The 24628-nt window shown below is 66.1% G+C and carries 25 protein-coding genes; 17 read left to right on the top strand and 8 right to left on the bottom strand.

What is annotated here, in order from left to right; genetic code table 11:
• Positions 1–234: 234 nt before the first annotated feature.
• A complete protein-coding gene (locus ABIC51_RS20600) occupies positions 235–1017 on the bottom strand; it encodes an ABC transporter substrate-binding protein (protein WP_021158492.1) in 783 nt (260 codons plus the stop codon).
• 369 nt (positions 1018–1386) lie between these two features.
• On the opposite strand from ABIC51_RS20600, the gene ABIC51_RS20595 reads away from it, so the two are divergent.
• Positions 1387–2082 carry a pirin family protein gene (locus tag ABIC51_RS20595; RefSeq protein WP_060174820.1) on the top strand — a complete coding sequence of 232 codons (696 nt, stop codon included), beginning with the start codon at positions 1387–1389 and terminating at the stop codon, positions 2080–2082.
• Between the two features lie 73 nt (positions 2083–2155).
• On the opposite strand, the gene ABIC51_RS20590 is transcribed toward ABIC51_RS20595, so the two are convergent.
• Positions 2156–2707, bottom strand: a complete 552-nt coding sequence (locus tag ABIC51_RS20590; RefSeq protein ID WP_027786763.1) for a Spy/CpxP family protein refolding chaperone — start codon at positions 2705–2707, stop codon at positions 2156–2158.
• A gap of 224 nt (positions 2708–2931) precedes the next feature.
• Between ABIC51_RS20590 and ABIC51_RS20585 the strand changes: the two genes are divergently transcribed.
• Both ABIC51_RS20585 and ABIC51_RS20580 read left to right on the top strand, forming a co-directional pair.
• Positions 2932–3657: a response regulator gene (locus ABIC51_RS20585; RefSeq protein WP_021158495.1), complete on the top strand. Its 726-nt coding sequence runs from the start codon at positions 2932–2934 to the stop codon at positions 3655–3657.
• The gene (locus ABIC51_RS20580) at positions 3641–4957 is read left to right on the top strand and encodes an ATP-binding protein (RefSeq protein ID WP_060062600.1); all 1317 of its coding nucleotides are present in this window, start codon (positions 3641–3643) and stop codon (positions 4955–4957) included. Before ABIC51_RS20585 ends, ABIC51_RS20580 begins: the two co-directional genes overlap by 17 nt.
• Before the next feature lie 42 nt (positions 4958–4999).
• Here ABIC51_RS20580 and ABIC51_RS20575 read toward each other — a convergent pair whose 3' ends face one another.
• On the bottom strand, positions 5000–5266 hold the full coding sequence (locus tag ABIC51_RS20575; protein ID WP_027786765.1) for a double-stranded DNA-specific endonuclease: 267 nt from the start codon (positions 5264–5266) through the stop codon (positions 5000–5002).
• Positions 5267–5775: 509 nt separating this feature from the next.
• Between ABIC51_RS20575 and ABIC51_RS20570 the strand changes: the two genes are divergently transcribed.
• The 9 genes from ABIC51_RS20570 to ABIC51_RS20530 all read left to right on the top strand — a co-directional run bounded on the left by ABIC51_RS20570 (position 5776) and on the right by ABIC51_RS20530 (position 17233).
• Entirely contained in the window at positions 5776–7533 is a 1758-nt protein-coding gene (locus ABIC51_RS20570) for an ABC transporter permease (protein WP_354006611.1), read from the top strand.
• A 22-nt stretch (positions 7534–7555) separates the two neighbouring features.
• The gene (locus ABIC51_RS20565; protein WP_027786767.1) at positions 7556–8893 is read left to right on the top strand and encodes an ABC transporter ATP-binding protein; all 1338 of its coding nucleotides are present in this window, start codon (positions 7556–7558) and stop codon (positions 8891–8893) included.
• A gap of 510 nt (positions 8894–9403) precedes the next feature.
• Positions 9404–12403, top strand: coding sequence for a type VI secretion system tip protein TssI/VgrG (locus ABIC51_RS20560; RefSeq protein ID WP_175898241.1), 3000 nt, complete (start codon positions 9404–9406; stop codon positions 12401–12403).
• 95 nt (positions 12404–12498) lie between these two features.
• On the top strand, positions 12499–13185 hold the full coding sequence (locus ABIC51_RS20555) for an ankyrin repeat domain-containing protein (protein ID WP_226127849.1): 687 nt from the start codon (positions 12499–12501) through the stop codon (positions 13183–13185).
• A gap of 97 nt (positions 13186–13282) precedes the next feature.
• Positions 13283–14098, top strand: a complete 816-nt coding sequence (locus ABIC51_RS20550; protein ID WP_027786769.1) for a DcrB-related protein — start codon at positions 13283–13285, stop codon at positions 14096–14098.
• A 12-nt stretch (positions 14099–14110) separates the two neighbouring features.
• A complete protein-coding gene (locus tag ABIC51_RS20545) occupies positions 14111–15454 on the top strand; it encodes a PAAR domain-containing protein (protein ID WP_196487810.1) in 1344 nt (447 codons plus the stop codon).
• 5 nt (positions 15455–15459) lie between these two features.
• Positions 15460–15930, top strand: coding sequence for a hypothetical protein (locus ABIC51_RS20540; protein ID WP_027786770.1), 471 nt, complete (start codon positions 15460–15462; stop codon positions 15928–15930).
• Between the two features lie 64 nt (positions 15931–15994).
• Positions 15995–16477 (top strand): tetratricopeptide repeat protein, encoded by a 483-nt coding sequence (locus ABIC51_RS20535; protein ID WP_048028495.1) that lies wholly within the window; start codon positions 15995–15997, stop codon positions 16475–16477.
• Between the two features lie 69 nt (positions 16478–16546).
• Complete coding sequence (locus ABIC51_RS20530; protein ID WP_027786772.1) at positions 16547–17233, top strand: hypothetical protein; 687 nt, start codon at positions 16547–16549, stop codon at positions 17231–17233.
• Between the two features lie 69 nt (positions 17234–17302).
• On the opposite strand, the gene ABIC51_RS20525 is transcribed toward ABIC51_RS20530, so the two are convergent.
• Together ABIC51_RS20525 and ABIC51_RS20520 are read right to left on the bottom strand one after the other, a co-directional pair.
• Positions 17303–17797: a hypothetical protein gene (locus ABIC51_RS20525; RefSeq protein ID WP_027786773.1), complete on the bottom strand. Its 495-nt coding sequence runs from the start codon at positions 17795–17797 to the stop codon at positions 17303–17305.
• Positions 17794–18345 (bottom strand): hypothetical protein, encoded by a 552-nt coding sequence (locus tag ABIC51_RS20520; RefSeq protein ID WP_027786774.1) that lies wholly within the window; start codon positions 18343–18345, stop codon positions 17794–17796. Before ABIC51_RS20520 ends, ABIC51_RS20525 begins: the two co-directional genes overlap by 4 nt.
• A gap of 288 nt (positions 18346–18633) precedes the next feature.
• Between ABIC51_RS20520 and ABIC51_RS20515 the strand changes: the two genes are divergently transcribed.
• The 3 genes from ABIC51_RS20515 (at position 18634) to ABIC51_RS20505 (ending at position 20980) form a co-directional block, all read left to right on the top strand.
• Positions 18634–18831 (top strand): hypothetical protein, encoded by a 198-nt coding sequence (locus tag ABIC51_RS20515; RefSeq protein WP_060063454.1) that lies wholly within the window; start codon positions 18634–18636, stop codon positions 18829–18831.
• A 141-nt stretch (positions 18832–18972) separates the two neighbouring features.
• Positions 18973–20394: an alpha,alpha-trehalose-phosphate synthase (UDP-forming) gene (gene otsA / locus ABIC51_RS20510; protein WP_027786775.1), complete on the top strand. Its 1422-nt coding sequence runs from the start codon at positions 18973–18975 to the stop codon at positions 20392–20394.
• Positions 20387–20980 carry an AAA family ATPase gene (locus ABIC51_RS20505; RefSeq protein WP_146253583.1) on the top strand — a complete coding sequence of 198 codons (594 nt, stop codon included), beginning with the start codon at positions 20387–20389 and terminating at the stop codon, positions 20978–20980. Before otsA ends, ABIC51_RS20505 begins: the two co-directional genes overlap by 8 nt.
• Before the next feature lie 24 nt (positions 20981–21004).
• Here ABIC51_RS20505 and ABIC51_RS20500 read toward each other — a convergent pair whose 3' ends face one another.
• Positions 21005–22372, bottom strand: a complete 1368-nt coding sequence (locus tag ABIC51_RS20500; protein ID WP_146253584.1) for an MFS transporter — start codon at positions 22370–22372, stop codon at positions 21005–21007.
• 159 nt (positions 22373–22531) lie between these two features.
• On the bottom strand, positions 22532–22912 hold the full coding sequence (locus ABIC51_RS20495; protein WP_059697999.1) for a DUF5594 family protein: 381 nt from the start codon (positions 22910–22912) through the stop codon (positions 22532–22534).
• A 117-nt stretch (positions 22913–23029) separates the two neighbouring features.
• On the opposite strand from ABIC51_RS20495, the gene ABIC51_RS20490 reads away from it, so the two are divergent.
• On the top strand, positions 23030–23431 hold the full coding sequence (locus ABIC51_RS20490) for a hypothetical protein (protein WP_021158522.1): 402 nt from the start codon (positions 23030–23032) through the stop codon (positions 23429–23431).
• Between the two features lie 222 nt (positions 23432–23653).
• Here the strand turns inward: ABIC51_RS20490 and ABIC51_RS20485 are convergent, their stop codons facing one another.
• Positions 23654–23959, bottom strand: a complete 306-nt coding sequence (locus tag ABIC51_RS20485) for a hypothetical protein (RefSeq protein WP_021158523.1) — start codon at positions 23957–23959, stop codon at positions 23654–23656.
• Positions 23960–24102: 143 nt separating this feature from the next.
• Here ABIC51_RS20485 and eco point away from each other — a divergent pair, with 143 nt between their 5' ends.
• Complete coding sequence (eco, locus tag ABIC51_RS20480; protein WP_021158524.1) at positions 24103–24603, top strand: serine protease inhibitor ecotin; 501 nt, start codon at positions 24103–24105, stop codon at positions 24601–24603.
• Positions 24604–24628: the final 25 nt, after the last annotated feature.

Here is a 24628-nt window from a genome sequence, read left to right as displayed (position 1 = left end):
CCCTGGTGTGGTCCCTAGTGGGGTCCCGTAGGGCGCACGCGGTGCGCCGCGAAAGACGCGCCCGCCAAGCTGCGCGGAACGCCCCGTGCGTATCATGACCGTCCGCCCCGGCATCGGTGCCGGGCCAGCCCGTCGCGCGAGCGGCGGGCGAGGGGGCGGGCGGCGCGTGGTCGACTGCCTGTACTGCCCGGACACGGGGCCGCCCCCGCATCCGTTGCCTCTTCTTTTCGACGCTCAGCGGGCCGAAGCCGAATAGACGCTGAACGCGAAATACTTGTGCGACAGCCGGTCGTACGTGCCGTCCTTGTGCATGTCGGCCAGCGCCTTGTTGATCTTGAGCTTCAGGTCCGTATCTTCCTTGCGCAGGCCGATCGCGGTGCCGTCGCCGATCGTCTTCGGATCCTTCACTTCCGGCCCGGCGAACGCGAAGCCCTTGCCGCGCGGCGTGCGCAGGAAGCCGTAGTCGGCTTGCAGCTCGTCCTGCAGCGTCGCGTCGAGGCGGCCCGAGCCGAGATCGGCATAGACCTGGTCCTGGTTCTGGTAAGGAATGATCGTCACGCCCTGCGGCTCCCAGTACGCCTTCGCGTAGGTTTCCTGCGTCGAGCCCTGCTCGACGCCCACGCGCTTGCCCTTCAGCGAGGCGATCGTCGGCAGCAGCGGCGAACCGGCCTTCGCGATCATCCGCGCCGGCGCGTCGTATACCTTGTCGGAGAAGTCGATCTGTTCGCGGCGCTTGTCCGTGACGGTCAGCGACGACACGATGACGTCGTACTTCTTCGCCTTCAGCGCCGGGATGATCCCGTCGAGATCCTGCGCCACCCACACGCATTTCACGTTGATTCGCTTGCAGATTTCCTTGGTGAGATCGACGTCGAACCCGACGATCTCGCCGCTCGGCGCGGTCGACTCGAACGGCGGGTAGCTGGCGTCGACGCCGATCCGCACGGTCTTCCACTCCTTCGCGAAGGCGCTGCCCGCCACGAGGGCGAGGGCGGCGCACAGGGCGGCCTTCTTCATTTCGATCCTTCTGTTGCTGACTTTCCGGGGGCGCTCGCGGCCGGTCGGACCGGGCGCCGCGGCGTATTCTAGACGGCCAAAATTCGCCGATCGGCGCTCTGGCGATGGCGGCCGCCGGAACGGCGAACGCCAAAAGGGCGGTATTTTACCCGAACGCGATACCCGGAAACCGGCAATCCGGGCCGACCGATCGATTCTTCGAGGCATTGATCCGGCTGTTGCGATAATCGTCGCATTCGCAGCGGGCATTGGGTCAATTGCATCCGCAGATGCAACGATGCAGTGCGCGAGCGGTGGATTGTGGCGCGATTGGCACACTCATACAGTGACGGCATACCAGAACAGCGCCTCTCACGGAGTGTCCGTCCCATGTTCCAGATCCGCCGCGCCGCCGATCGCGACCAGCGCAGCCATGGCTGGCACGAATTCCTTCACAGCTTTCCTTGCGCGTCCGCCCGGAGCGGGCCGCCGGTCTTCGGCGCGTTGCGCGAACTGAACGAGGAATGCATCGCGCCGACCCGCGGCTACGGGATGCGGCCTTACCGGGATGCGGAAATCGTCACCTACGTGCTCGACGGCGCGCTCGCGCACCGCGACAGCCTCGGCAACGGGGCAATCGTGCGTGCGGGCGGCGTGCAGCGCTTGAGCGCCGGCACCGGCGTCATGCTCAGCGAAGCCAACGCGTCGTGGGACCAGCCGCTGCGCCTGCTGCGGATCTGGCTCGCGCCGGCCGGGGCGGGCGGCCGGCCCGGCTACGCGCAGACGCGCTTTGCCGACGGCGAGAAGCGCGGGCGGCTGCGGCTCGTCGCGGCGCCGGACGGCGGCGGCGGCGCGCTGCCGTTGGGCGCGGACGCACGCATCTTTGCGGGACTGATCGACGGCGACGAGGCGGCGGCGTTCGACCTGCCGGCCGGGCGCCGCGCCTATGTGCACGTGGTGCGCGGCGACGTCGCGGTGAACGGCCGCGCGCTGGCCGCGGGTGACGGCGCGCGGATCGGCGGCGTGGACGCGGTGGCGTTCGCACGCGGCCGGGCGGCCGAGGTGCTGCTGTTCGACGTCGCCTGAAACGCAAAAGGGGACGCAGGGCGGTGCCCGCGTCCCCTTCGAGGATGCCGCTCCGCGGAGCGGCCCCGCCGGCTTACTGCGCCGGTGCCGACGCGGCCTTGGCCGCGCGATGCTGCTGCCAGCGCTCCTTCATCTTCTCGTGGCGCTGTTCCATCTTCGCGAACTGCTGCTTGAGCGCCGTGCTGACCGTGGTCTTCTGCTGGTCGTTCAGGCCGTTGTAGAACGCGAGCCACGCGGCGGACGTCTGCTCGCGCAGTTGCGCGTTCTGCTGCTCGGCCTGCTGGCGCGCGGCGTGCATCGCGCTGAGATCGAGGATCGGCTGGTTCTGCTGCGCCTTGAACTGCTCGCGCATCTGCTCGTGGCTCTTGCGCATCGCGTCATGGTTCTGCTTCATCGTGTTGACGGCGGCCTGCCACTGCTGTTCCTGCGATGCGTTGAGCTTCAGCTGGTCGTGCAGTTTCATGATCACGCCGAACGGGCCGCCGTCGTGCCCGCCGTGCATCTGGTGGGCGCCGGGGCCGCCCGGAGGCGGCATGTCGCCGGGTTGCGCGGCGTGCGCGGTGCCGAATGCGAGAGCGAGCACGGTGGCGGCCGCGATGGCCACGCGGGAAGTCTTCTTATACATTTCAGAAACTCCTTGTATCCAAAGGGTCCGGCGATGCGGTGCCGGGAAAGCCGTGTACCGCATCCGGTAAGACGCAGGTTAGCGAGGCAGGCCCCGGCCGATGTTACGTGGCGCGGTGGCCGGGTTACCGCGCATTACAGTTCCCTTGCGCGGTAACCCGCAGTAACCCTTTCGTCCCTTTGTTTCGTTCTTCGACTCCGCCCTCGCGCGGTAAACTTCGAGCCATGACTACCCAGATCCTCATCGTCGACGACGACCAAGAACTCCGAGACCTGCTGCGCGACTATCTCGTGCGCCAGGGGATGGAAGTGTCCGTGCTGCACGACGCGGCGACGCTCGAGAAACGCCTCGAGCGCGAGCGGCCCGACCTGATCGTGCTGGACCTGATGATGCCGGGCGTCGACGGCCTGACCGCGCTGCGCCAGTTGCGCGCGGCCGGCGACGACATCCCCGTGATCATGCTGACCGCGCGGGCGGACGACGTCGACCGCATCGTCGGGCTCGAGCTCGGCGCGGACGATTACCTCGGCAAGCCGTTCAACCCGCGCGAGCTGCTCGCGCGCGTGCAGGCCGTGCTGCGCCGCCGCCGCGCGACGCCGTCGGCGGCGGCGCCCGAGCAGCGCGAGCCGTTCGGATTCGGCCGCTTCGTGCTCGACTTCCAGGCGCGTACGCTGTCGGTCGACGGCAAGCCGGCCACGCTGTCGAGCAGCGAATTCGCGCTGCTGAAGATCTTCGTGAACCATGCGCTGCGCACGCTCACGCGCGAGCGGCTGCTCGAGCTGCTGCACGGGCCCGAGTACGACGGCACCGACCGCGGCATCGACGTCCAGGTGTGGCGCCTGCGCCGCATTCTCGAAACGGATCCGTCGACGCCGCGCTTCATCCAGACGGTGCGCGGGCGCGGCTACGTGTTCGTGCCCGACGGCGAGGCCCATGCGCAAACCCATTGATTCACTGTTCGGGCGGCTGGCGCTGCTCGTCGTGGGTGTCCTGCTCCTGTCGCACTTCGCGTGGTTTTTCGCGATGCGGCTCGAGCGCAGCCAGATGCAGACGCGCTACGCGGTCGAAGAGGCCGCGTTCCTGGTCGACGCGGTGCGCCAGCACGTCGAGCGCACGCCCGACCAGCCGTTGCCGTCGCGTGTGCGGCTCGTGGCGCCGGACAGCGCCGACGTGCCGAACGGCGATCCGTCGAACCTGCCGGCGGCGCTCAGGCGGTTCCGCGACGACGTGAGCGAGCGGATGCCGCCCGGCACGCGCGTCGAGCTCGGCGCACCCGGCCATCCGCCGGTGCTGTGGGTGAAGGAGCCGACCGACCGCAACTGGATCGTGGTGCCGGTGCAGCCGCTGCGGCCGCCGCGCTCGCTCGACCGGATGCTGCTGTGGCTCGGCACGATCTTCTCGGCCGGCGTGATTGCCGCGCTGTTCGCGGCCTGGCAGCTGCAGCAGCCGTTGCGTTCGCTTGCGCGCGCGGTCGCACGCTTCGGCCGCGGCCAGCCGGTGCCGCCGTTGCGCGAGCGCGGCCCGCGTGAGCTGCGCCAGCTCACGCACGGCTTCAACCAGATGGTGGAACAGGTGTCGCAGGCCGAAAGCGACCGTGCGGTGATGCTGGCAGGCGTGGCGCACGACCTGCGCACGCCGCTTGCGCGGATGCGGCTGCGGGCGGAAATGATGGACGACGTCCGGCTGCGCGACGGTGTCGTGCGCGACGTCGATTCGATGTCGCACATCGTCGACCAGTTTCTGGTGTTTGCCCACGGCGGGTCCGATCGCAGCGAGCCGGTGCCGGTCGATCAGGCGTGCGAGCGGATCGCACGCAGCTATCGCGCGGTCGCGCCGAACGCGCCGACGGTCCAGACCCGGCTCGACGCCGATCCGGGCTTCCGCCTGCCGACGGCGACGCTCGACCGGATCCTGTCGAACCTGCTGGACAACGCGCATGCGTACGGTGCGCCGCCCGTGCTCGTCGAGACGGCACGCACGCCGGCCGGTTATGTGCTGTCGGTCAGCGACAGCGGCGGCGGGATCGCCCCGCGCGATCTCGCGGCGGCGACACGGCCGTTCGTGCGGCTCGATCCCGCACGCGGCGGGAACGGCCACAGCGGGCTCGGGCTCGCGATCGTCGAGCGGCTCGTACTCAGGCTGGGCGGGGCGTGCGACATCGGCAACCGCCCCGAAGGCGGCCTGCGTGTCGCGATGACGTTCCCGTTCGAGGCCGTGCCGAAGGACGAACCCCACGCACAGGCCGCGTGAGCGGCTGCGGCGCCGGCCCGGCCGGGCTGGCGCCGCGTGGCATCATTCGCCGAACAGCGTGCCGAGCGTCTCGGCCGCGTTGCTGTCGATGGTGTTGTAGGTCACGCTGGTGGCCTCGAAGATGTAGACGGTCGTATACCGGCCGAGGCGCTCCAGGATTTCTTCCTGCAGCGATTCAGGCACGACGTTCATGTTGAGGTACCATGCCGTCGACGACAGCCGCGTCTGGAACGACCCGTATTCCTGCATCAATTCGTAGAACGCGTCGGCATCCTGATCGCGGCAGACGATCACCAAGTTTCCTGCCATTCCCTTTCCTCCCGCTCGTCGATCGATCCCCAGGGCCTGCGGACACCGGGAACGCGCATGCGTTGCCATCGGTACGGCCGCAACCGACCCCAGGGGCCAGCCCCGATCATACCCGCTTAGTCGTATCGGGCTGATGACGCCCGACATGGTTTGCGCGTGCGTGCGGCGGGCGGGTTCCCGGCCGGGCCGGATCACGGCATAATTCGGGCCTGCGTGCCGGCCGAAGGAGTGCGGCCGGGCTGCTTGTACCGCGCACCCGTCATTCGCCCGCGCGCCAGGCACGATCCGTGCGCCGCCTGCGCCGTTCCCGGACGGTTGTACCTGAAATACAGGTTGGTGTAGTGTCGTGCCGTCGCGGGCCGGCACGTCCGGCGCGCGGCAGCGCGTGCACGCACGGCGCACCGCGCTCGCGCGCGATCGTCAGTCAATCGAATTACCGCACCCGTGCGCTTTGCCATGAATCAACATCGACTGCCGGCTTCGTTCGGCCTTACCGGGGAGGGCGCCTGATGAACGTCGGATTCTTCAATCCGAACCGGACCGCCAACGCGTCCGCATGGCGTGTTCTGCCGAACCGGTGGGATTTCATCGCGTTTCCGCTGATCATCTGCCTGATCGCGATGGCGGTCGTCGGTTTCCACGAAACGATGGCGCCGATCGGCACCCTGCAGACGCAGAAGATCTCGCTCGACCCGTCGAACCTGCCCGAATACGCGCTGCGCACCACGCTGCGGATGCTCGCCGCGATGGTCGCGTCGCTCGCGTTCACGCTCGTCTACGGCACGCTCGCGGCCAAGAGCCGCCGTGCCGGCATGGTGCTGATCCCGATCCTCGACATCCTGCAGTCGGTGCCGGTGCTCGGCTTCATCTCGTTCACCGTCACGTTCTTCCTTGCGCTGTTCCCGAGCCGCGTGCTCGGCGCCGAGCTCGCGGCGATCTTCGCGATCTTCACGAGCCAGGCGTGGAACATGACGTTCAGCTTCTACCAGTCGCTGCGCACGGTGCCGCGCGACCTCGACGAAGTGTCGCGAGGCTTCCACCTGACGTCCTGGCAGCGCTTCTGGAAGCTCGAGGTGCCGTTCTCGATGCCCGGCCTGATCTGGAACATGATGATGTCGATGTCGGGCGGCTGGTTCTTCGTCGTCGCGTCGGAGGCGATCACCGTCGGCAACCAGACCATCACGCTGCCGGGCATCGGCGCGTATCTCGCGCAGGCGATCTCCGACAAGAACTTCGGCGCGATCGGCTGGGTGATCCTCACGATGACCGTCGTGATCCTCGCGTACGACCAGTTCCTGTTCCGCGCGCTGATCGCGTGGGCCGACAAGTTCCGGATGGAGAACACCGCGTCGGGCGACGCGCCGCAATCCTGGCTGCTCGACCTCGTCCGCCGCACGCGCCTGATTCATCAACTGCTCGTGCCGGCCGGCTGGTTCTTCGCGAAGGCCGCGCGGATTCCGCTGCGCCTGCCGCTGTCGGGCGCGATGCGCTTCACGCTGCCGAAAGTCGAGAAGAAGGCGTCGCGCACGGTCGACATCGCATGGGCCGCGCTCGTGCTGCTCGGCACGGCCTATATCGTGTGGCGCGTCGTCAGCTTCGTGTCGACCGGCGTGACGATGGCCGAGGTCGGCCATGTGGTCATGCTCGGGCTCATCACGCTGCTGCGCGTGGTTGTGCTGATCGCGATCGCATCGGTCATCTGGGTGCCGGTCGGCGTGTGGATCGGGCTGCGTCCGCGGCTCGCCGAGAAGCTGCAGCCGCTCGCGCAGTTCCTCGCCGCGTTCCCGGCGAACCTGCTGTTCCCGGTGTTCGTGATCGTGATCGCGCGCTTCCACCTGAACGCCGATATCTGGCTGTCGCCGCTGATCGTGCTCGGCACGCAGTGGTATATCCTGTTCAACGTGATCGCCGGTGCGACGTCCTACCCGAACGACTATCGCGAAGCGGCGACGAACTTCCGCATCCGCGGCTGGCAGTGGTGGCGGCAGGCGATCCTGCCCGGCATCTTCCCGTACTACGTGACCGGCGCGATCACCGCATCGGGCGGCGCGTGGAACGCGAGCATCGTGTCGGAAGCCGTGCAGTGGGGCAATACCAGGATCGAGGCGCATGGCCTCGGTGCCTATATCGCGCAGACCACCGCCGCCGGCGACTTTCCGAAGATCATCCTGGGCATCGCCGTGATGTCCCTGTTCGTTACCCTGTTCAACCGCCTGCTGTGGCGTCCGCTGTATGCCTTCGCCGAAGCGAAGCTGCGGCTCGACTGAGACCGATTGAGAGCGAAACGCGATGCACAATCCGAATGCTGTAAACGCCCCCGTCCAGACGAACCAGCCGCCGCGCCTCGGTGAGGAAATCCTGCGCGTCGACCACGTCTGTCGCGGCTTCAACAAGACGCAGGGCGAGCTGCTCGTGCTCGACGATGCGAACCTGTCGCTGCGCGAAGGCGAGATCGTCGGCCTGCTCGGCCGTTCCGGCTCGGGCAAGTCGACGCTGCTGCGCATCATCGCCGGGCTGATCGAGCCGACCGGCGGCGAGGTGACCTACCTCGGCAAGCCGCTGCGCGGCCCGGCCGAAGGCGTCGCGATGGTGTTCCAGACCTTCGCGCTGTTCCCGTGGCTCACCGTGCTGCAGAACGTGGAAGCCGGGCTGGAAGCGCTCGGCGTCGGCGCGCGCGAGCGGCGCGAGCGTGCGCTCGCCGCGATCGACCTGATCGGTCTCGACGGTTTCGAGAACGCGTACCCACGCGAGCTGTCGGGCGGCATGCGCCAGCGCGTGGGCTTTGCGCGCGCGCTCGTCGTCGATCCGACGATCCTGCTGATGGACGAGCCGTTCTCCGCGCTCGACGTGCTGACCGCCGAGACGCTGCGTACCGACCTGCTCGACCTGTGGACGCAAGGGCGCATGCCGATCAAGTCGGTGCTGATCGTCACGCACAACATCGAGGAAGCGGTGTTCATGTGCGACCGGATCCTCGTGCTGTCGTCGAACCCGGGCCGCGTGATCGCCGAGATCAAGGTGCCGTTCAAGCATCCGCGCAACCGGCTCGACCCGGCGTTCCGCAAGCTGGTCGACGACATCTACGCGAAGATGACGGCCCGCCAGACCGGCGAGGCGACGAAGAAGGGGCTGGAGCTCGGCAGCTGGCTGCCGCAGGTGTCGACCAACCTGATGGCCGGCCTGATCGAGACGCTCGCGATGGCGCCGTACCACGGTCGCGCGGACATGCCGGAAATTGCGCGCACGCTGCATCTCGAGGTCGACGACCTGTTCCCGATCGCCGAAGTGCTGCAATACCTCGGCTTCGCGGACGTGCGGGAAGGGGACGTGTTCCTGACGCCGCCGGGGCGCGTGTTCGCGGAATTCGGCACGCAGGAGCGCAAGCTGATGTTCGCGGATCACCTGTTGAAGCACGTGCCGCTGGCCGCGCGGATCAAGAAGGTGCTGAACGAGCGTCCGGGCCATCGCGCGCCGCGCGTGCGCTTCGAGCAGGAGCTGGAGGATTTCCTGTCGGACGGTGCCGCCGAGGAGACGCTCGACGCGGTGATCGACTGGGGGCGTTACGGCGAGATCTTCTCGTACAACGACCAGACGGAGATTTTCAGTCTCGAGGACGTCGAGACCTGAAGCCGGCGGGACGATTCCTGCGCATCCGGCCGGAATCGCCCGGATGCTCCCAGCGGCCTGATGCGGCCGTCGCGGGCCAAGGGCTGCGGCCCGACCCCGGCGTTCGCAACGGGCGCCCGGCCATGGATACTTGATTGTCGGATCGTGCGCCTGCCGGAAGCGCTGCGAATGGTGTTCGGCGACGATGCCGCGTCCAGTTTCACTCTTCGGCGACAACGCTTCGTTCACCTCGGACACCGTTCTCCACTTCACCACGTATTGAATGCCTGCCGCGTCGGTGCGGTGTGCTTCGACGCGCGATCACGCTCGTCGATCGGCAATAGATATTAGGGATTGATCTGCTGATCGATCGGGCTGCTTTCTGCACTGAACATTAAATCCTGACAAGTGGTTATGAATTTCCCTACGGTTTGATATATTTGGCGCCACCAAGGCGGCTGAGAGCGCCTTGTTGGTGCGATAGCGTCCAGATCGCGGCGGGTCCGCCCGACAAAAAGAACGAGGTTAATGATGAGTTTCGCAGCAAACGGAAACCCTGACGGGATGGGCGGGGGCGGTGCAGCCTTGGCCGGCGGTTTGAGCAACCTGGGTTCGCTTGCCGGCATGGCGGGCCAACTGGGCGCGCTGACGGGTATGCCTGGCGCGGGGCTGCTGGGCGGTGCCGCGAGCGCGGTGCAACTGGCGCAAACTGGCTTGTCGCTGATGGGCAAGGCTCCCGAATCGATCGTCGCGGCCATCAACAGCCTCACGGGCGCGCTTCCGCGCCTGACCCAGGACAATCGCTTCATCACGATCGAAACGCCGCTCGGCCCGGACGTGCTGCTGGTCAGCGCGGCGGTCATCGACGAGCACGTCAATCAGCTGACTGAAACACATCTCGACCTGCTTTCCCACCGCAACAATATCGAACCGCAGGAAATCGTCGGGCAGCGGGTCAAGATCACGCTCGAGCCGCAGAGCCGCAATTTCAGTCTGACGCGCGTCGTGACGTCGGCTGCGGATATTGAGACGAAACGATATTTCGACGGTTACGTTGCGTCGTTCGGCCGCGTCGGAAAATCGGGTTCGGTGACCCGCTACGAAATGTCGGTCGTTCCGTGGTTCTGGTTTCTCACGCGCTCCACCGATTGCCGGATCTTCCAGAACCAGACGCCGCAGGACATCCTGAGCGACATTTTCCGCGAGATGGGTTTTTCGGATTTCGAGTTCACGATGCAGGGCGAACGTCCGAAACTCGAATACATCGTCATGTACGACGAGTCGTACTACAGTTTCTGCTCGCGCCTGATGGAGCAGGAAGGGCTGATCTGGACGATCCGCTACGAACAGGACAAGCACATCCTCGTGATCGGCGACACCAACGCGGTGTTCCAGCCGATTCCGAACCTGAAGACCATTCCGTACGAAGCCAGTAGTGCCGCCAGCGAGCAGAACGGCATCGATCGATGGGACGAGGCGTTTAGTTTCCGCGTCGGCAAGATCACGTACCGCGACTTCAACTATAACCAGCCGTCGTCGCAACTGATGCATGTCGAGGTGCCGACCGTCAATCTGAAGCACCCGAACATCCAGACGACCGAGCGTTATCAGTTCCATTCGCTGTATGACCACGGCGACGACGGGCAGCGCTACGCGTGCTACGCGATGGAAGCGGAAGAAGCGCTCGCACATCGTTTCAACGGTGCCGGTCATGCGCACGGGATGACGACGAGCGGGCGGTTCACGCTGGTCAATCACGGCACGTCCGCCTACAACAACAAGGACTTCGTAATCCTTCGCGTTCGTCACCAGGTGGCGAACGACTATACCCAGCAGACCTCGAAACTGCCGTACCACAACACGTTTACGTGCCTGCCGATCGACATCCCGTTCCGACCGGAGCGACGTACGCCCAAGCCGCACATGCAGGGTACCCAGTCGGCGATCGTGGTCGGGCCGAAGGGCGAGGAAATTCACACCGACGGCAGCCGGGTCAAGCTGCATTTCCTGTGGGACCGGCGCGGCAAGCTCGACGGTTCCGATTCGATGTGGGTGCGTGTATCGCAACCATGGGCGGGCAAGGGCTGGGGCGGCTCCGCGATCCCGCGGATCGGCCAGGAGGTGCTCGTCTCGTTCAATCAGGGCGATCCGGACAACCCCATCGTCGTCGGCCGTGTGTTCAACGGCGATTCGGGCAACCCGTATCACGGCAGCGGCGGCCAGACGATGGGGATGCGCAGCCAGACGCACAAGGGCGAGGGCTTCAACGAGCTGCGGTTCTCGGATGTGAACGGCGCGCAGGAAGTCTTTCTGCATGCGCAGAAGGACATGAAGACGATCGTCAAGGACAGCGAATCGCACACGGTCGAGTCCGGCGCTCGGAACGTGTCGGTGCTGAAAGGCGACGAGAGCAAGCATGTCGCGGAAGGCAGCCTGTCGGAAAAGATCGCGAAGGCGCGCTTCACGACGGCCAACACCGTCGGCGTGCAGGCGTTGGCGGGCGATGCCGGCCCGGGCAAGCAGAGCTATCAGGCGACGGACGAGATCGAGCATCGGGTCGGTGCGAGTATCGTGACGCTCAAGCCGGACAGCATCAAGCTGTCCCACGGCGCATCGAGCATCCTGATTAATCAGAGCGGCATTTTCCTCGATGGCCCGGTGATCCACCTGAACCAGGGGTTGTTCGTGACGCCCGAGCAGGCGATGGCGATCGAGTGGGCCAATCAGCAGGCGATCATCGCGGCGGGTCTCGCCTCGGCCGATCCGAAGGTGCAGGCCGCGGCACGCAAGCTTCAGGCGACGGTCAAGGCGCAGCAGTTGGCCAAACTCGCGGGAGCCGTGTATGCGCCGGGTACGGCGCCGCCGGGATGGAAGAACGTGTCGAACGATCCGGAAGTTCTCAAGAAGTTCGGCTTGAGGCCGCAGGACTTGCAGATTCCCGGCAGCAACTTCGGTGCGCAGGCGTACGTGCCCGATCCCGCGGTGTTCGGCGACAGCATGAAGCCTGCTCTGGCCTTCAAGGGAACGCAGCCCACGGTCAAGGAAGACTGGTCGAACAACCTTAATCAGGGATTGGGCGACAACTCTCCGTACTACGATCGAGCGGTGACCATCGGCAAGAAGATCTACGGCTCCGGCAATGCAGGCGGCCTCGATCTCACCGGTCATTCGCTCGGCGGCGGCTTGGCTTCGGCGGCGTCCCAGGCCAGCGGCGCGGGCGCGACGACGTTCAACGCGGCCGGCCTCAATTCCGAAACGCTGCCGATGTACGGTGCAGCACCTCAGGCGTCGGCCATCACGAACTATCGGGTCGATGGAGATATCCTGACCGGGGTGCAGGAAGGCAGGCTGGGCCCGATCAGCGACGTGACGTCGGAATTGATGCCCAAGGCCGTCGGTGAGCAGATCACCATTCCGGGCTCCAGTTTGACGACCGTTCAGCGCCACATGATGGGGCAGGTGACGAGCGGACTGGAAACGACCGTTGCCGATCAGCAGGCGTCGTTGCTGAGTCAACTTCAGGGACATTGATGAAATACAGCAAGGTCATTGCCGCGGGCGCGGTTGTCGCGGTAATCGGTTTGTCGTCGCCGTTCTGGTGGCCGACTCATGCACAGGAAACAAAAATGGCAGACTTCAAGCGTTACCCGCCCGAAGACTTTTTCTCGGGATCGCAACTCGAGCTGGCGCGTGCCATTCGCGACGGAAATCTCGAGCAGGTCAAATCGCTTGCGACGCATATCGATCTGGCTGCGCCGGGCAACAAGAAGGCCACCCTGTTGTCGTTCGCGGTGCAGGAGGCGATTCCGGTGAAGACGGACACCTCGAACGTGCACTTCCAGATCATCAGCGAACTGGTTCGGGACGGCGCGAAGCCCGAACAGCCGTTCGGCGAGAACGGTGCGAACGTGGCATATCTGGCTGCGCGGGCAGACACGCCCAACCTGCTGAAAGCGTTGCTGGCCGGCGGCATGAGCCCGGATCTCAAGTACGACGGCGATACACCGCTGCTGTTCGCAACCTGCAAGGACACGCTGTTGCCGCAAATGCGCGTGCTGGTCGAACACAAGGCCGACGTCAATCTGCGGGACTCGATGAAGGAAACCGCGCTCTACGAAGCGACGCGCCTGCGGCAGTGGGACGTCGTCGATTATCTGCTCGCGCATGGTGCCGATCCGTCGGTGAAGAACGACAACGGCCTCGCCTATTCGAAAGTCCTCGGCGACGAACTGCAGCAGACGCCGAAAGGCTCGCCGCAGCTGAGTCGCATCGAAGCCATTCACAAGCGTTTGGTCACGGCTGGCGTGCAGTAACGCAAGCCGCAGACGGCTGCGCCGGCTGCGGCTGTGCCGCGGGCGAACAGTTTCAATCCGGCGCCTGCCCCGACGGGCGGGCCGAACCGAGAAGAGCATGTCCGAATATCAGATGAACGATGCCGTCATTCAGTTGCCGGCGCACTTCAAAGACAAGACGATCCACCTGTTCACGGTAGACGAAGCAGGAAGCAGCGGATTTACCTTCGTGGTGTCGCGCGCGCCGATGGAGCCGGACGACACGGTCGATACGTTCGTGACGCGATTGGTTTCGGAGATGCGCAAGTCACTGCCGCGTTTCGAATTGAAGCATCTGGAAAACCGCGAAATCGACGGCGAAACCGCGCGCGAAATCGATTACCAGTGGGTGTCGGAAGGCTCGGCGCTGCATCAGCGCCAGACGGTCGTGATGTCGCCGAAAGCGGGGCGCGAGCGCATGGCGATCAGTTTCATCGGTACCTGTCCGAAGTCGTTCACGGAGGACAAGAGCAAGGAATACAAGAGCCTGCTCGCGAGTGTCGTGTTGACGCGGCCCGAGCGGGCGGCCTTCGCGCCGAGGGTGCTCGGCCAGGACGAGGCCGGCATCGTGTTCGTGCTGCACGAGCCGAGTGCGACGCTGTACGCGCTCACCGGCATGGCCGAACTGTACCGCCACGACGTCACGGAAATGTTCGAAGACACCGCGTTCTTCGGCCCTGGCGGCGAGCCGCTTGCGCTGCAGCCTGCGCCGCACGGGCAACCGGCGTGGCGAGCCGTGGATGGCCGTCAATTCGCGCTATGGACGACGGATTCGCGCGAGCACGCGTCGCTCGGTGACCGGCTGGGTGACGTGGCGGCGGTGAAAGGCATGGTCGGCATGCAGAACGTCGAGGCCGTACGGGCTTATCTGACCGCGGTTGCGAACGCGGGCTGACGGGGAACCTGCGTGGATACATTGCTTGCTGCTGCGCGGTTCGGCGATCCGATTGCGCATACGGCGTCCAAGGGGTGGATGATCGCCGGGATGATTGCCGGCGCGGTGATTGGCGCCGTGGCGGTGGTCGCAACCGGCGGTGCGGCGTTGACGGTGATTGCCGCGGTCGCCGCAGGGGCTGCCGCTGGCGGCGGACTGGGCGAAGTGCTGGGCACGATGTCGTGGGCGCCGCGGCACGTCACCGGAAGCCTGATAAAGGGCTCGCCCAACGTCTTCATCAACAGTCGCCCGGCGATACGGGCCATTTTGAGCCTCGGGCTGTGCAGCGACCACGCGGGTCCGCCGCAGGTGGTCGCGCAGGGTTCGTCGACGGTGTTCATCAACAGCCAGCCGGCGAGCCGCAAGGAAGACCGGATGATGTGCGGCGCGTTGATCAACGACGGATCGCCGAACGTGTTCATCGGTGGCCCGGCAGTCGGGGAGTTCAATCCCGAGATCCCGGCGTGGGTGAACTGGACGATGGCTGCGGTGGGCATTGCTGCCGCGGCCGTTCTTGCAGGGCCGGCGCTGGCGTTTCTCGGCGCGGCCGGCGGCTTTCTCGGCGGCGAAGTTGGCGGCTGGCTGGGCGGAAAGATTTTCGGCGAGGGTTCGGACGGGCAGAAGTGGTCGATGCTTGGAGGAAGCTTGCTGGGCGGGTTCGGGGCGGCGAAGGGCGCCGGGCTCGTCAGCGGGGCGAGGGGAGCGGGCTCTGCAGCTGGCGAACTGTCGGCGCTGGAAGCAGCCGAAGGTGCCGCAGGGGCGACGGAGCAGCCGACGATTTCACTGTTCGGTGTGCGTGGTGGCGGGCGGGTGTCCGATGTCGAAGGCGGGATGCATCCGTATCAGTACACTGGCCACGTCGGGTATTCGCTGGACGGCGGCAAGACGATATGGGGCTTTGGCCCTGCAACGGGCGATGCGAGCGCGGCGGAAGTGTTTGCTAATCTGAAAGGATCGGGCAGCTACCCCGGGATGATTACCGCGGATCAAGATGCATTCATCGCGATCGCGAAAAATCCGATGGCTGCCCGTGGCGGTGGCGGAGCGCTACAGACCGTGTACGAGCAAAAGATACCGGTCACGCAGGAGCAGTACGAATCGATACTGGCGGCGCACGAGGAACTGGTTGCGCGCGGGCCGATGGATGACATTCGGTATCAATGGCCACCCAAGTCTGGCGAATGGCCGGAAAACAACTATAACTGCGCGACGTTTCCAGGTCGCCTCGGCATTCCCATTCCCGAAGGGACAGGGAAATTGCAGAACTACATGCCGGAGCTCGAGAAAGTGGGTACGCCTTGGATGCCAGGGAATTAAATCTTATGAACATGTCAGAGAGCCTCTATTCTGTCGCTGCTGGTATGCACGATCTGGTGGTCGTGTCCGTCATCGATTCGCCGAGTCCGCACGTTTTTCGCGCAAAAATCGAGCAGATCTATTCCTGCGGGAAGGGCATCACGCCGGATCGTCTCGGAACGGAGTTCGAGTTTTACAGCGGGCCTGCGACGTGGGGGAACGTACCGCTCCAGATCGGGGAGCGGGCGTTGCTCTTCGTGCATCAGGTGTCCGGTGTGTTTAACGAATATCCATGGCGCGGCCACATGGTTCTGGAGGAAATTGACGGTGAATCGTACGCCCGATTACAGATTCCCGAGTTGTGGTTGAGGGACGATCTGCCGGAAGCCGTGAAAGCTGCGGCGGCTCCTCATCCAACCAGGCGAAACGCATCGATTGTCAGGTTCGGTGCGCTCGAGAACTACCTGAAAGGGCTCATCGAGAAAGCGGTTCGCTGAGCCGGGGCGGCTTCCGGACAGCGAAGCGGATAATGCGCGTGCGAAGTTTTTGGAGCTGAATTGAATGACCGATAAGAACCCCGATTTTTCACCGATGCGCATGCGGGCACGCGGATTCGTGTCGCAGGGGCGCATCGAGGATGCGCTCGGACTGTACGGCGACATCCTGAAGGTGGCGCCGGAAGACGCGGCGACGTATGCCGATCGCGGCACGACCTTCGCGATGATCAAGAAGACAGCGCTCGCGCTGAACGATCTGAACCGGGCCATCGAGCTGGGCTACACGGATCCGTCGGCGTATTGCACGCTCGCGACGATTTACCTCGAAGGCGGCGCCTACCAGAAGTCGCTCGATTACTTCGACAAGGCGCTGAAGCTCAATCCCGACCAGCCTTTCGTCTATTTCAATCGCGCCAGGGCATACGAGACGCTGGGTGATATCAACGCGTCGATCGCCGATCTCGAGCGGTGCCTGACTTACGACCCGGACGATGCGCTGTCCGCGAAGATCAAGGAAAGGGTGGCGCAGCTTCGCGCGCGTCTGTAACGGCTGCCTCCGGATGTGAAGTGTGCGGTACCCGGCCCGGAAGAGTCCGGGCGAATTGAGGGAGTAATGATGTTGAAGCGGGACAGCTTGCCGTATTCCGTGCTGCCTTCCTCGTTGGCAGCATTGATCTCAGAGACTGATTTTCTGACGGCGTTCGAGAATGCGGAGTCGCAAACCGTCATCGTTTGGTATGTCGACGCGCGAATCGGTCGTCAGCACGAAATCGAGTTTTCCCCGAGGCTAGGACGTCTACTGTCGCGCGGCGAGCGCGAAGCGCAATTTCCGCCGGAGCGTCAGATGGTGCTGCAAGACGGGATCCGCGTGCACGTAGGCAATAGGCTCGAGGCCGATACCGACGTTCGCTATGAAACCTATACCGCACACGATCCGGTGACGTCGTCGAAGCTTGCCGTCGGCGAACAGATGTTCTTTGTGCCGTTTCTGGACGAGCCCGAGCCGGTCGTTCGGCAGGCAATCGAACGAGCAAAGTTCCCGAATACGTATGCGGGATGGAGCGCAATCGAGCGCACTCGTTATTGGGTGGGCGTGCTGTATCGTGCGCGACGCCAGACGGGGGAGTCGGGTATCAACGAAGACGAAGCCTTTCGGCCCGCAGTGTTGAAGCACATGAGGGCGGTGGATCCTGATGTCGATGGCATGCTTGCGGCGGTGCTTGCCGAACTGAGTCGAATGGAAATGATCGCCCCGGATATCATGCGGGCTGCGTTCAATCGACGTACAGGCGCGTCGATCTGATCGCCCGGACCACCAGTGTGTCCGATGAGCGACGCGCATTGATTGACCGACGCGCCGCACACCGCACCGCTACTGCAAATTCCCCCACCGATCGACGGCCGGCTCCGCCGACGCCCACTTCCAGTGCGTGCCTTGCTGGCACGCATTCGCGAAATACCAGTCGGCCTTGTCGCCGTCCTTCACCGAAAACGCGAATTCCTTGCACAGCGCGAGCGCCGACGAGTACGCGCGCGTGACGCGCACTTCGCCTTCGCCGTTTTCGAGCGGCAGCGTGTTCTTCACCTTCCACGGCTTCACTTCGCCGACGGCGAGACTGCCGGCCGTCTTCGCGATCGCGTCCTGCTGATTCTGATGGAGTTGTTTCATCGTGCGGTTCACGGCTTCGTCGGTCGCGGCCTGCACGGCGATCCCGACGCCGACGCCGACCGCCGGGTTCGCGGTGACGAGGCCCGTCGCCGCACCGGCAAGCGCGCCGCTCGCCGCGCCGACCGACCCGCAGCCCGACAGCGTGGCCGCCGCCGCGCACAGCGCGCCGACGGCCGCGATACGGATCGCGACGCTCATTGCAGCGAGCCCCAGCGTTCGGTCGCCGGTTCCGCCGACGCCCATTTCCACACGGGGCCGTCGCGGCAGATCGTGGCGACGTAGAACGCCGATTGCGCGGCCTTGTCGGCCTTTGCGGGCGTGTCGACCGCGAACACGATTTCCTTGCAGTCGAGCGGGCCGATGCTGATCATCCGGCTGACCGTCACGCGACCCTGTTCGTCGTCCTCGATCGGGAACGAGTGGTGCGTCGACCACGGCGCGACGCCGCCCACGTCGAGCGGGCCGGCCGCCTTCGCGATCTGTTCCTGTGTGTAACGGTGTGCGACGCGCTGCGAGTACTGGACGCCCGCACGCGCACCGGCGACGGCGCCGAGGCCGATGCCGGTCGCGACGGCGGCGTTGTTGGTGACCTTGGAGGCGATCGCGGCACCCGCGATACCGGCGCCGGCTGTCGCGCCCTCGCTGTACAGCGAGTTGCAGCCGGACAGCAGTGCGGCCGTGGCGATCGCGGCCAGCACGACGCGCGCCGGAATGGCCCGGCGCGGCGATTCGAAACGAATGTTCATCCCTGAGTGCAAGTCCTGTCTGGGTGAGCGGCAACGCGTGCGCGCCCTCATGCCGCGTCATTGTTTCGCAATTGTCATAGGAAAACTGCAAAGCTTTGACAAATCGCCGGACGGCATTCCGCGCGCGTACGCGCGGCGTTATTGTCGGACAGGTGGATCGTGAGGGGTCGAAACGTTACAAATTGAAGGTAATTGTTACTTTGGCGTGCAAGGAAGCGACCTAGACTTTTCAGTTATGGAATGTTTCTACGACGGCCTCGGGCCGCGCCGCACATGAGACACCCGGCCATGCGACGTTCGAAACGGTTTTCGCCCCGGCCGCCCGACGCAGGGGCGGTCCGCCCGCATTCGCAGACCGACGCGCCATCGGCACCGCCTGCCGGCGCGCCCGGCGAGACGCCGTCCGACGGCGATCACAACCAGGGCGGTGCCCGCCCGGAAGGGCTCGACTATCAGCGGGATCTCGGTCAGGAGCAGGACGCCTGATGTCGTTGCCGTCGTATTCCGCCGCTGCCTTTCACACCTGCATTTCTCACGTCTGAATCGCCGCACGGCCGCCTTCGGGCAGCCGTGCCAGCCTTGGCGCGCGCCGCGCGCCAGCCCATCGAATCGAGGAGGGAAAGCCGCATGAGCAGATTGATCGTGGTATCGAACCGTGTCGCCGCCGGCGAGGACACGCGCCCGAGCGCCGGCGGCCTGGCGGTCGGCGTGATGGACGCGCTGAAGGAAACGGGCGGTGTCTGGTTCGGCTGGAATGGCGAGATCGTCGGCGCACCCGACACCGCGCCGGCGATCCAGCGGGACGGCAACGTGACCTATGCGACGGTCGGGCTGACCCGGCGCGACTACGACCAGTATTACCGCGGCTTCTCGAACGCGACGCTGTGGCCGGTGTTCCATTACCGCGGCGATCTCGCGCGCTTCGACCGCCAGGAGTACGCGGGCTATCTGCGCGTGAACGCGATGCTGGCGAAGCAGCTTGCCGCTTTGCTGCGTCCCGACGACCTGATCTGGGTGCACGACTATCACCTGCTGCCGTTCGCGCATTACCTGCGCGAACTCGGCGTGAAGAATCCGATCGGCTTCTTCCTGCACATCCCGTTTCCGTCGCCCGACATGCTGCGTCTCGTGCCGCCGCACGAGGAACTCGTGAAATTCATGTGCGCATACGACGTCGCGGGCTTCCAGACCGAGGCCGACAAGCAGGCGTTCACCGACTACATCGAGCGGCGCGGCATCGGTGCGGCGAGCGACGACGGGATGCTGCATGCGCACGGGCGTGTCGTGAAGGTCGCCGCCTATCCGATCGGCGTTTATCCCGACGCGATCGCGCAGGCGGCCGTCCAGTACGGCGCGCGCAAGCCGGTGAAGATGCTGCGCGAGGCGCTCGACGGCCGCAAGCTGGTGATGAGCGTCGACCGCCTCGATTATTCGAAGGGGCTCGTCGAGCGCTTCCAGGCGTTCGAGCGGATGCTCGCGAACGCGCCGGGCTGGCAGGGACGCGTGTCGCTCCTGCAGATCGCGCCGCCGACGCGTTCCGACGTGCAGACCTATCAGGACATTCGCGAAACGCTGGAAGGCGAGGCCGGCCGCATCAACGGCCGCTTCTCGCAGCTCGACTGGACGCCGATCCAGTACCTGAACCGCAAGTACGAGCGCAACCTGCTGATGGCGTTCTTCCGGATGTCGCAGGTCGGCTACGTGACGCCGTTGCGCGACGGGATGAACCTCGTCGCGAAGGAGTACGTGGCATCGCAGGATCCGGCCGACCCGGGCGTGCTCGTGCTGTCGGAGTTCGCGGGCGCCGCGGCCGAGCTGACCGGCGCGCTCCTCGTCAATCCGTACGACCTGTCGCAGATGGCCGAGGCGCTCGAGCGCGCGCTGTCGATGCCGCTCGCGGAGCGGCAGGCGCGCCACGAGGAGAACCTCGCGCGACTGCGCGGGAACGACCTGTCGGTCTGGCGCGATACGTTCGTCGCCGACTTGCGCAGTGTCGCGGCGGCCGCGTCGGTCACGCGGCGCGCGGGCCGGCGGGTCGTGCATGCGTGAGGTCGTACAGGGGCGCGGCGCCGCCGACGACACGAGCGACGACGCCACCCGCCGCTTCTTCGTCGTGACCGGTGGCCCGGGTTCGGGCAAGAGCACGCTGCTCGATGCGCTCGAGCGCGCCGGTTGCGCGCGCTCGCAGGAAGCCGGGCGCGGCGTGATCCGCGACCAGATGGCGATCGACGGTCACGCGTTGCCGTGGCGCGACCCGGCCGCGTTTGCCGAGCTGATGCTGAGCTGGGAGATGCGCTCGTACGATCTCGCGCGGCATGCGCGCGGGCCCGTGTTCTTCGATCGCGGCGTGCCGGACGTGATCGGCTATCTGCGGCTGACGGGGCTGGCCGTGCCCGCGCATGCGGAGGCCGCGGCCAACCGTTTCCGCTATCACCCGCGCGTGTTCATCGCGCCGCCGTGGCCGGACATCTATGCGCAGGACACCGAGCGCCGGCAGGATTTCGCGGAAGCCGTGCGTACCTGCGACGCGATGGTCGAGTGCTATACGTCGTATGGCTATCGGCTGATCGAACTGCCGCGCGAGAGCGTGCAGGCGCGCGTGCGTTTCGTGATGGACGCGCTCGACGCCGAATGACGCGCGGGGCGGCGCGCGACGGTGTCAGGTTGTCGCGTCCGGTCGCGGCGACGCGATGCGCAGCATGCTGACGAGCGCGGCCACCGCCGCGAATGCCGCGGCGACATAGAGCGCAATCGTCGGCCCGCGATCGGGGACGAGCCCGAAAATCAATGCGACGAGCGCGGCGCCGAGCGTCTGCCCGGTCAGCCGCGCGGTGCTCAGCATGCCACCCGCGCCACCGCTGCGTTCGCGCGGCGCCGACGACAGCATCGCGCGGTTGTTCGGCGACTGGAACAACCCGAAGCCCGCACCGCACAGCGCCATCCGCCACACGATGTCGACGGTGCCCGGGTGTGCGCCGATCGTCGCGAGCGACAGCAGCCCGGCCGCGAACAGGGCGAGCCCGATCCCGCCGAGGATGCCCGCGGAATAACGATCCGACAGCACGCCCGCGAGCGGCGCGGCGAACACGATCACGAGCGGCCAGGGCGTCATGTAGAGGCCCGTCTCGACCTGCGAGAAACCGAGCGAGTGCTGCAGCCAGAACGGCAGCGCGACGAACGCGAGCATCTGCGACGTGAACGACGCCATCGACGTATAGATCGACAGCGCGAACATCGGGATGCGCATCAGGTCGACGGGCAGCAGCGGCGCCGGCTGCGACAGCTGGCGCTTCACGAAGAAGTAGCCGACGACAAACGCGACGGCCAGCTCGGCCGCGACGTACGCATGGCCTTCGCCGTGGCCGAGCCCGTCGACCGCCGTGATCAGCAGGCCGAACACGCACGCGTTCATCAGCGCGCTCGGGAAATCGTACGGCGCATCGTGCAACGGGTTGGACGGCAGCGCGCGCAGGCTGCCGATCACCGCGGCGATGCCGATCGGCACGTTGACCGCGAAGAGCCACGGCCACGATGCGAACGACAGGATCGCGGACGCGACCGTCGGCCCGATCGCCGACGACAGCGCCACGACCATCGCGTTGATCGACAGCCCGCGCCCGAGCATCGACGACGGGTAGATCATCCGCACGAGCGCCGCGTTGACGCTCATGATGCCGGCCGCGCCGAAACCCTGGATCACGCGCATCACGGCCAGCATCGGCAGCGAGCCGGCGAGCGCGCAGCCGAGCGACGCCGCGGTGAACAGCGCGAGCCCCGCGACGTAGATGCGGCGATAGCCGATGCGTTCGCCGAGCGAGGCGAGCGGCAGCAGCGTGATCGTGACCGCGAGCTGGTATGCGTTGACGATCCAGATCGATGCGGCGTCGGATGCGTGCAGGTCGCGCGCGATCGTCGGCAGCGCGACGTTTGCAATGGCGCCGTCGAGCACGGCGAGCGTGATGCCCAGTGCGACGCAGAGGATCGCCCAGTAGCGTTGCGGAAGCGGCAGGCCGGTATCGGCGTTCATGGCGGGAGCAGATGCGTGGTTGTCCGCGCGCCCGGCTGCCGGTTGCGTGCGCAACCATGCGGAAGGGCGGAGGCGGCGATGAGCGGCCCGGCCGGCCCAACTGCACCGGGGCGTGGCCGGCCGAGTGTATCACCGGGCCGCATTGCGCGACGTCGGCACTCAGCCTTCGAAGTCGAGGCCGCCGAGCCGCACGAGCGGGTCGGCCTGCGTGCGCGACAGGAGATCGATATCGCGCGCGCCCTGCCATGCGCCCAGTTTTTTCGGCAGGGCAGCCAGGTAGTGCTCGAAGCGCCGCGGGCCGTCCGGCTCCATCAGCCGCTCGATTTCGTCGGTGTCCCAGGTCAGTTCGAGATTCAGCGGATGCTCGAAGCCGCTGACGTGCTCGTGCGGCGCGCTGCGGATCTGCACGCGCGTCGGGTGCCCGTGGCCGCCATACGGGACGACGTCGGTCAGCACGTGATCGGCGAAGAAGGCGGCGATCGCCTGTGCGATGCGCGGGGCGAATTCTGTATCGAAACGGCGGGCGGTTTCGGGCTGCATGAAGGCGTCTCCTGTATGCCGAAAATCCTAGCATGGCGGCGCTGCGTTTCGGTGTGCGTGATAGCGGTAATCGCGCGTTACCACTTGCTGCATCTATTACGGCCGCCTGCCGCCACAATGCATCGCATCCAGTACCACTTCGCGTGGGAGCCCATCATGAAAAAAATTGCCGCAGTGTGTGTCCTCGCCGGTTCGCTTGCCGTGGCAGGTCCGGCGTCCGCGCATGGCCGCGACGGCGGCGCCGTCATCGGCGCATTGATCGGCGGCGCGGTGCTGGGCGCGATCGTGACGTCCGCGATGAATCCGCCCGTCGCGTATCAGGCGCCCGTGTACCAGGCACCGGCCTATCAGCCGCCGACGTACTACCAGGCACCCGCGTACCAGCAGCCTGCCTATCCGACCTACCAGCAGGCGCAGTACCAGGACGACGGCCCGAACTATTGCTACGACCGCTACCAGCGCGCGTACGTGTGCGGCGCGCCGGTGCGGGGCGGCTACGCGCAGCCGGCCGGCTGGTAAGCGGGCGGATGCGTGACGCGTGTCGTGTGACCGGCCAGTGCCGGACGGCCTGCGCCGCCGACGTTCGCTTCGCTGCACCGGACGACAAAAGGCCCTCGCTTCGTGCGAGGGCCTTTGTCTTTTGCGCGGGAGTCCGTTCGTCTGCGTAACGCACGACCGGCAAGACCGGCACGACCGATCATCGGCGGGCCGTGCGCGGATACAAACGGTTGCAATTGTGCGTCAGTGGCGATGGCCGCCGCCTCCGCCGCCATCGTTCCAGTCGCCGCGGCGTCCGCCGCCGTGCCCCCAGCCGTTGCCGCGGTTGCCGCGATCGCCGTCCCAGCGATGGTAGTCGCGCCGGCCGCGATCCCAGTCGCGTCCGCCGCCACCGCCCCAGATGTTGACCGTGCCGTACACGGGGGACGGCGCGTAGGCGTAGCCCGGATCGGAATAGTAGGGCTGGCCGTAGCCGTATCCGGCGTCCGGGGCGACGACGCAGCCGGCCAGCAAGGTCGCGACGCCGGCGGCAGCAATGAGCTTCAGCATGATGTTCTCCGTTGGTTCCCGTATAAGTACCGCGCAAGGGGATTGCCAGCTGTTTGCAATTGTGTCGTCAAATTACAGCGCCGTAAGGTCATGCGACGAAAGTGTTAGCATCCGGAGCTCATTTGTTTTCCAGGAGTACCTCGATGAAATTCGCGATCCGGGCCGCGCTGGCCGCCTTGTGCGTGACGACTGCCGCCGCCTGCGTGGCCGCGCCTGCATCGGCGCCCGCCGTGCCGGCCGAGTCGATCAAGATGTTTCCGCAGGCAGCGGCCGGCCAGCAGCGCGTCGTGATCGCGCTGCCCGCGCTCGAGAACGAAGGCGATGCGCGCGTCGAACTGATGATCGGCAAGACGTTGCAGACCGACTGCAACCAGCAGTGGTTCGGCGGCGAGCTGACCGCCGAGGACGTGAAGGGCTGGGGCTATACGTACTACCAGCTCACCGACGTGAAGGGCCCGGCGTCGACGCTGATGGCGTGCCCGGGCCAGGCGCCGCAGCAGCGGTTCGTGCAGGTGCGCGGCGATGGCCAGCTGCTGCGCTACAACAGCCGCCTGCCGCTCGTCGTCTATGTGCCGGACGGTTTCGAGGTGCGTTATCGCGTGTGGCATGCGTCGAAGGACGTGCAGCACGCTGAAAGGCAGTAACGCGCGGGGGCGGCCGTGTGCGGCG

It is taken from the genome of Burkholderia sp. 572, from assembly GCF_040545135.1.
GTDB classification, from domain to species: Bacteria; Pseudomonadota; Gammaproteobacteria; order Burkholderiales; family Burkholderiaceae; genus Burkholderia; species Burkholderia cepacia.
The sequence above is the reverse complement of the archived record's forward strand: the minus strand, read 5'-3'. Positions and strand labels throughout refer to the sequence as shown.